Source organism: Cyanobacterium sp., from assembly GCF_054166785.1.
Map to the genome: position 1 here is coordinate 1 of NZ_JBSZCP010000003.1, position 7,398 is coordinate 7,398.

Below are 7,398 nucleotides of genomic sequence, written 5' to 3' on the forward strand. Positions count from 1 at the left end.
CAATGGCTTGATATTGGTATTGGTTGCCTTTTAGTTTATACTCCAGAATTATCATTTTGCTTTAGAGAATTTCTTATGCTATTAAGCATAGCACAAAACATATTGTTTGTGTTAAGTTATTGGAAAAGTCAAGGACTCGCTATCCCTCGATTTATTTATTGGTTCGCTTACATCTCCTGTCTATTTCTGTGGGTATTTTTTTCGGGAGAAATTAAACGGGAGTCTTGCTCTCACATTTAAGATAATAAATATTTATCATCAAATATTAATAGTCCCACGTGTTTTATGCGTGGGATTTTAAGTATGGCTAAAAGGTGCAAAAATCCTTATCTATGGAATAGCTAATTTATCAACAAAGAATCTTGGTTTTTCACCGAAGTAAATTAAGGAGTGTCAACAACAGGAAGTCTGGTTAGAGACAAAATGCGATCGCCCATATCCACATCAAATAATTGATTTTTCGTATCTCCCAGGAAATATGTGCTTCCATATTCTTTAGCTAGGATAAGGGATAAAGTTTTGTTTTCATATAAAGCCATGGCATTGGAATTGTTAGGAGTTAGAGAATTAACCCACATAGAGCCAAAATGGTTAGGGGTTGCTGTACTTCCACCAAAGGGGCTTCCAGTTACCCCAAAAACGTTATTTAAGGTGACAGGATTTTCGCCTCCTGATGCACCACAACCATTACCACCACCAGAGTAGTTGATAGTTGCCATGGGGGCGTGAATTAAGCCCATAGTGCAGGTTGTACCCTTAAAATTCCATGTTAGAGAAGTGGGTTGAGTCATATTGGGGTTAGCAAAACCACACTTTGTATAGATTATTACGGGGATTTTACATATAAATGATTTTAAATAAAAAGTTAATATTCTTTCCCTTTAAACACTTAAGTATTAAGGCTCAAAATAAGTTCTGTATTGATTAACTTCACTCTAAAACATTATGTTTAATACCTTACTTTTTATGATAACAATATCTATATTGAAGGGTAACGGTAAATATACTGAACTTTAAACTGCTAAAAAACCGTTAAATAAATAGCCGACTACAATAATGCCAAAGGTAGTTATGCCAATAAAAATTGCTAATAATTTTGGTTTTAAAACCTTTCTTAAAATAATCATTTGAGGCAAAGAAAGGGCTGTCACTGCCATGGTAAAAGCTAATACCGTACCGATGGGCATTCCTTTATCTACTAATACAGAAGCAATGGGTAACACCCCTGCCACGTTGGTATAAAGAGGTACACCAAATATGACCGCAAGGAATACCGCAAAAGGATTATTTTCCCCAATCCATTGACTAATAAATTCTGTGGGTAGATAGCCATGAATTCCTGCCCCAATGCCGATACCTACCACCACATACAGCCACACCGATTTGATTATTTCACTAGCTTGAAACCAACCAATTTTAGCGCGATCGCCCCAGGTCATATTATTATCATCATAATCAACATCATCCATAGAATCTTGATCATCACCCTGAGCCTTTTGTAAATCCCAGATAAAAGATTCTACCCATTTTTCTAACTTTAAAGCACCGATAACATAACCTGCTATGATCGCTAAAGTTACCCCAAAAATAACATAGAATAAAGTAACCCTCAAACCAAATAAAGCTAATAATAAAAAGACTGCTACCGCATCCACCATGGGAGCAGAAATAAGATAAGAAAAAGTTATCCCCAAAGGTATTCCAGCTTTCAGAAAACCGATAAATAAAGGCACCGCAGAGCAAGAACAAAAAGGAGTTATTGCCCCCAACATTGCCGCCAATATATTGCCACTTAACTTTCTTTTTCCTTCTAAATATTCCCTAACTCTTTCAGCATCCAAAAAACTTTGTAAAGTACCAATAACAAAACTAATTACCAATAATAAAGTTAAGATTTTAGGAACATCATAAAAGAAAAAATGAAGACTAGAACCAAGGGGAGAATCAACGGATAAACCAAATAATTTAGTTACTATTTGCGTTGATAACCAGTCAAAAGGGTAAAATAAATCAAACATATAATATTCCTCGAATATTTTAAAAAAAATAATAGTAGGGTCATAAAAAACCCCACCTAATTAAATATTGGTCAACCAGCTAAAATTTTTATAAAAATTTCTCCACCTGTTCAGCAGTTAAAACCTTACCCTTACTCACAACTTTACCGTTAACAGCCAAAGCAGGAGTTGTCATCACCCCACGCATCGCAATTTCTACACTATCGGTAATATGGTTAATATCCGCTTCAAGGTTGAGTGTTTCAATGGCAGTTTTCACATTGGCTTCTAATTGTTGACATTTTTTGCAACCAGTGCCGAGTATTTCTAATTTTAAAGACATAGTTTTTTCTCCTTATTTTTGAAAGTAATTATGGGCAAAATCCATAATAATTTGTTTTTTCGGTAAGTCTAATTTTTCAAACTCTTCTAAATATTTTTCTTCTGTCCAATTTTCTTTATTTGCTAAAGCTAAAAGGGTAAAAACTCCCGCCCTTAATCCCGATGCACAACGAATATAAGTAGGTTGAGGTAAACTATCTAGTTTTTCGATAAAAAAGTTTAGGGTTTCTTGATTTAAGGTTGGGGGAGAAACGGAAATATTTTCATGGTTGAAACCAATGTCGGTAATGGTTTGACTATCTAATTGATTTCCTTCCCCGAATGAGCATAAATCGATAACGGTGTTATATCCTTGTTGCTTTACCTCTTTTAGTTGCTCTGTTTCTGCTATCGAACCAATGGCAAGGTTTTCATTAATTTTATGGAACATATTTTCTTAAGTATGACTTATATTTGCTTTAACTATTTCTAGGATAAAGTCTATACCTAGGTATAATGTCAAGGGGTAATTAATTGATAATTGATAATTGATAATGGACAATAAAATTTCAAGGAATGGGTAATGGTGGCAGTAACGAATAAAAGATGGTTGCACTTGTAGGGTTTTGTGCTTGAACTCAATTCACAATAATTTACATTGACGATTAGGGTTACTCGTGTCAATTTTTGTTTCGCATTCTTGTAGTAAAGGGATTAGTTCTTGTTTGATAGATTCTAATTCGTTTATCTTCTGATTAATTGTGTCTATTTTCTGCTTTAAATGATTATATACTGCTTGGCAGGTGAGCGATCGCCCTTGTTTGAGTTCTAATAATTGTTTGATTTCTTCAAGGGTTAAACCGAGGGATTTTACTTTAATAATAAACTTTAATATTTCTACATCTTCTGAGGAAAAAACACGATAACCTGATTCATTTCTTTTTAAAGTAGGTATTAAACCAATACGCTCATAATAATAAATAGTTTGAGTATTAATATTTAGTTGTTTACAAACTCGCCCTACTTGAAGCATTTTTTAAAGTTATTAAATTACTATATATTTAAAATTAACAGCTAGAATTTATCATACTTATAAGTAGTATTTACTATTTTGAATTTTCTTAATTTTGCAGAGAATTTAGAAGGATATTTTTATACTTTATTATAATATTTGATTAATAAAATCAATGGTGAGATACTTCCCATCTATTTGAGATATTAAAGATGTTATTTCTTCCTGATATTGCATCATTTGACAAGGATTTTTATTATCTCCTAAACTATCTAAAACGACCATAGCAGAGTCGAATTTTTGTTCTTTTGTGTAGTCATTAACCGTAATGATAGTTTTTATATTGGCTCTAGTGGCAGCTACTAAGCCTTGGTTAGTATCTTCTATGGTGGCACATTCTTCAGGGGAAAGATTTAGTTTTTCGAGGGCTAATTCATAAATATCAGGGGCGGGTTTTTTGTTTTCTACCATATCTCCTGCGGCGATAACTTCTATCCATGAAATCATTTCTGGGTTACAAGTACCATCTAATAATGCTTTAACATTTTTTACGGCAGAGGTAGAGGCGATCGCAAGGCGTACATTTTTTTCGTGGGCTTCTGTCATTAATCTTTTTACCCCTGTACGTAATTTAATGGTTTTATCTTGTACTAATTGGGCATAATATTTATTTTTTATTTTGTGAACATTTTGCACAAATTCCTCAAGGGAAGAAGGTAAATTAAAATCAGATTGATAGTTGTTTAGATAATGTGTAAAACGCTCTTTTCCACCCCCAATTTCTAATAAGCTACCATAAAAATCTACATCCCATTGCCAAGGTAAATCCAGTTGATTAAAAGCAAGATTAAAAGCGATTCTATGACCATCTCTTTCAGTTTCAGCAATGGTACCATCAACATCAAAAATAAGTGCTTTAAGGTTCATTTTTTATACAAGATGCTTACTTTATTAATTTATAACTACAAATCATACTTTAATTCACCAACACCTATATTTCTCACGTAACCATCCATCATCTTAACTGGGCAGTTTTGAGATTAAGATCCAGAGTGCGATCGCCCCTAAGCACAGAAAAACGAATATTTTTATCAACCCCAGTTTTTTCCACCAAAGTTTGAAGTTCCCCCGCATCACTAATAGGACGATTATTAACCTTCACTACCACATCACCCCGACGGATTCCCGCCTCAGAAGCGGGGGTATTAGACAATACCTGCACCACCAAAATCCCTTCCACTTCAGGAATCATAAATGCAGAATTAGGATTATCATTATTTTCCCTCGCCAAATCAGGGGTCACATTAACCATTTGAATGCCCACATAGGGATGGGGTACTTCTCCCCCCATAGCCAAAGTATTTTGGATTTCCTTCGCTTTATTAATAGGAATAGCAAAACCAATACCCATGGCATCCGCACGAATGGCGGTATTAATACCCACCACTTCCCCCTTAGCATTCAATAAAGGCCCCCCCGAATTACCCGGGTTAATGGCCGCATCCGTTTGTAAAAAGTCAATTCTTTTATCAGAAATGCCAATCTCCGAAGAAGAGCGATGGAGGGTGCTAATAATTCCTAACGTAACCGTATTATCTAAGCCCACAGGGTTGCCAACGGCGATCGCCCAATCCCCCACCTTCACAGCCCCAGAATCTCCTAAAACGGCTGTGGGTAAAAGCTCCCCCTCAGAATCCACCTTCACCACCGCCAAATCCGTAATGTGATCAGTGCCTGTCACCTCCCCAGAAAACTTACGACCATCTTTGAGAGTAATAGTCACCTTGTCCGCATCACTAACCACATGGGCATTAGTTAAGATAATTCCCGAACTATCGACAATAAACCCTGAACCCTGCCCTGCCACTTTTCTTTCTTGGGGCATTCTACCCGATAAACCATTACCAAAAAACTGACGCAACATGGGATCATCCATAAAAGGATCAAAAGCAGAGCCACGACTGATAACCTTTTCCGTATCAATACGCACCACCGCATCCCCTGTTTTTTCTACCGCCTGAGCTACAAAGCTATCGGGGCTTAAATCCGTAGGTAAAGCCATGAGAGGGGCAACAAATATTCCCCAGCCCACCATCAAGGATAGAGCAAGGGTCGTAACTAAATTTTTGAAAGAAGAAACAATAGCCATAAAATTAGAAAATATGTAAAGATTTGATACTTTTCTTATCAATCCAGGTACAAAAAATAAGATAATAGTCTCGCTGTTTATTATTCCTATTGTATAGCTAGAAATAGTTTTCCTAGGGGAATTTATTTGTAGTGTTTTCCAGAAATCTATTTTTTTAGAAAAATAGTCAACAGTAAATTTGCGGTTAGGCGAATCGTACACAGTCTGTGGAGGGTAGCGATAACGGGAATATTATAGAATAATCTAAAATATTTAGTTCCGTCCGATGAAGCAGAAAATCTTAATTGCGAAATTAAGAACCTCGCATATGTACCCTAGGTCAGTGTGAGAACGTCACCATATAATGATGTTGACGAGCCAGTCAGGATCAAGATTAAAATAAATATAACTCTTTAAATAGTTAAAAATTAAAATATTTGTTGGGAGAAAAAAATGTTACTCGATGCCGTAACTAGCTTAATAAAAAACTATGATGTCTCAGGGCGTTATCTCGATAGAGATGCCATTGATTCTTTAAAATCTTATTTTCAATCGGGTACTACCAGAATTCAAATTGCCAATGTTATTAACGCCAACTCCCCTGAGTTAGTTTTAAATGCTGGTAAACAATTATTTGAAGAAGTACCTGAGCTTATCCGCGCTGGGGGTAATGCTTACACCACCCGCCGTTATTCTGCTTGTTTACGGGATATGGATTACTACCTACGCTATGTTAGTTATGCCCTCATTGCAGGGGATACAAGCGTTTTAGATGAGCGTGTTTTACAAGGACTAAGAGAAACTTATAACTCCCTTGGAGTACCCATTGGCCCTACTGTCAGAGGTATTCAAATCATGAAAGAGATGATTAAAGACATGGCTTTTGCTTCTGGTATTGAAGATACTTCTTTTATTGATGAGCCTTTTGACCATCTTAGCCGTGAACTAAGCGAAGTTTCTATCTAAAATGTTGGGTGGTAAAGGACGTGGTATGGTGCTACGTCCCCATAGGTGTTAGGTATTTTGCCTCTTGTTTTTGATTGTGTCGCTCCCGTAGATTGTGTTAGATTAAAGGTCAAGATCAATAGCAATCGAAGATGAGCAAAGTATTTTCCAGAATCGCTATCTCTACAGGTTTTTTAGTCGCTGGTATTTCTTTCGGCTTATGGGGAGGCAGACAGTTTAATTATTTTTCTCCGGATTATGACAATTCTTTTTCATCAGAAAACTACTCTATTCCCCTAAGTGATTCTGTTGACGAGGGAAAAACCATAGAAAGTCACCGTAATTTTAATTTTATTGCAGCGGCAGCGGAAAAGGTTGGTCCGGCAGTGGTGAGAATTAATGCGTCTCGGGAAGTTACTAATATAGAAAATTTTTTTGGCTCTGTACCCCATACCCCTAGGGAAGACACTGGTACAGGTTCGGGCTTTATTATTCGAGAAGATGGTTTAATTGTCACTAATGCCCATGTCATCGAAAATTCTGATGTCGTGACGGTTTCTTTGCGGGATGGTCGATTTTTTGAAGGGGAAGTGTTGGGAATTGATACCATGACAGATTTGGCGGTGGTAAAAATTGATGCGGCTGATTTGCCCGTGGTGACATTGGGTAAAAGTAAAGATTTAATTATTGGGGAATGGGCGATCGCCATTGGTAACCCCCTGGGACTAGATAACACAGTAACCGCAGGTATTATAAGTGCTATGGGGCGATCAAGTAATGAAATAGGAGTACCAGATAAAAGGGTTCGTTTCATCCAAACCGATGCCGCCATCAACCCAGGCAACTCAGGAGGCCCACTATTAAACATTGAAGGGGAAGTAATTGGTATTAACACAGCCATCAAAGCCAACGCCCAAGGATTAGGCTTTGCTATCCCCATCGAAACCGCCTCTCGCATCTCTCAACAACTAGCCACCAAAGGAAAAGCGGATCAC

The 7,398-nt window shown here is 36.8% G+C and carries 10 protein-coding genes; 3 read left to right on the plus strand and 7 right to left on the minus strand.

From position 1 onward, the window contains the following. Positions 1-240, plus strand: a 240-nt coding sequence (locus ACXITR_RS00415) for a hypothetical protein (RefSeq protein WP_457995255.1), incomplete at its 5' end; no start/stop codon positions are given. 143 nt (positions 241-383) lie between these two features. Here the strand turns inward: ACXITR_RS00415 and ACXITR_RS00420 are convergent. The 7 genes from ACXITR_RS00420 to ACXITR_RS00450 form a co-directional block, all read right to left on the minus strand. Next, positions 384-791, minus strand: a complete 408-nt coding sequence (locus tag ACXITR_RS00420) for a hypothetical protein (RefSeq protein ID WP_457995256.1) — start codon at positions 789-791, stop codon at positions 384-386. Positions 792-1,013: 222 nt separating this feature from the next. Further along, positions 1,014-2,018 carry a permease gene (locus tag ACXITR_RS00425; RefSeq protein ID WP_457995257.1) on the minus strand — a complete coding sequence of 335 codons (1,005 nt, stop codon included), beginning with the start codon at positions 2,016-2,018 and terminating at the stop codon, positions 1,014-1,016. 88 nt (positions 2,019-2,106) lie between these two features. Next, entirely contained in the window at positions 2,107-2,340 is a 234-nt protein-coding gene (locus ACXITR_RS00430) for a thioredoxin family protein (RefSeq protein ID WP_457995258.1), read from the minus strand. A gap of 12 nt (positions 2,341-2,352) precedes the next feature. Then, positions 2,353-2,769 (minus strand): hypothetical protein, encoded by a 417-nt coding sequence (locus ACXITR_RS00435; protein WP_457995259.1) that lies wholly within the window; start codon positions 2,767-2,769, stop codon positions 2,353-2,355. Positions 2,770-2,961: 192 nt separating this feature from the next. After that, positions 2,962-3,351, minus strand: a complete 390-nt coding sequence (locus ACXITR_RS00440) for a MerR family DNA-binding protein (RefSeq protein ID WP_457995260.1) — start codon at positions 3,349-3,351, stop codon at positions 2,962-2,964. Positions 3,352-3,480: 129 nt separating this feature from the next. After that, entirely contained in the window at positions 3,481-4,257 is a 777-nt protein-coding gene (locus tag ACXITR_RS00445) for an HAD family hydrolase (protein ID WP_457995261.1), read from the minus strand. Positions 4,258-4,345: 88 nt separating this feature from the next. Further along, a complete protein-coding gene (locus ACXITR_RS00450; protein WP_457995262.1) occupies positions 4,346-5,479 on the minus strand; it encodes an HhoA/HhoB/HtrA family serine endopeptidase in 1,134 nt (377 codons plus the stop codon). A 432-nt stretch (positions 5,480-5,911) separates the two neighbouring features. On the opposite strand from ACXITR_RS00450, the gene apcB reads away from it, so the two are divergent. Next, a complete protein-coding gene (gene apcB / locus ACXITR_RS00455) occupies positions 5,912-6,424 on the plus strand; it encodes an allophycocyanin subunit beta (RefSeq protein WP_457995263.1) in 513 nt (170 codons plus the stop codon). A gap of 131 nt (positions 6,425-6,555) precedes the next feature. After that, positions 6,556-7,398: trypsin-like peptidase domain-containing protein (locus tag ACXITR_RS00460; RefSeq protein WP_457995264.1), on the plus strand; the 843-nt coding region annotated here is incomplete at its 3' end.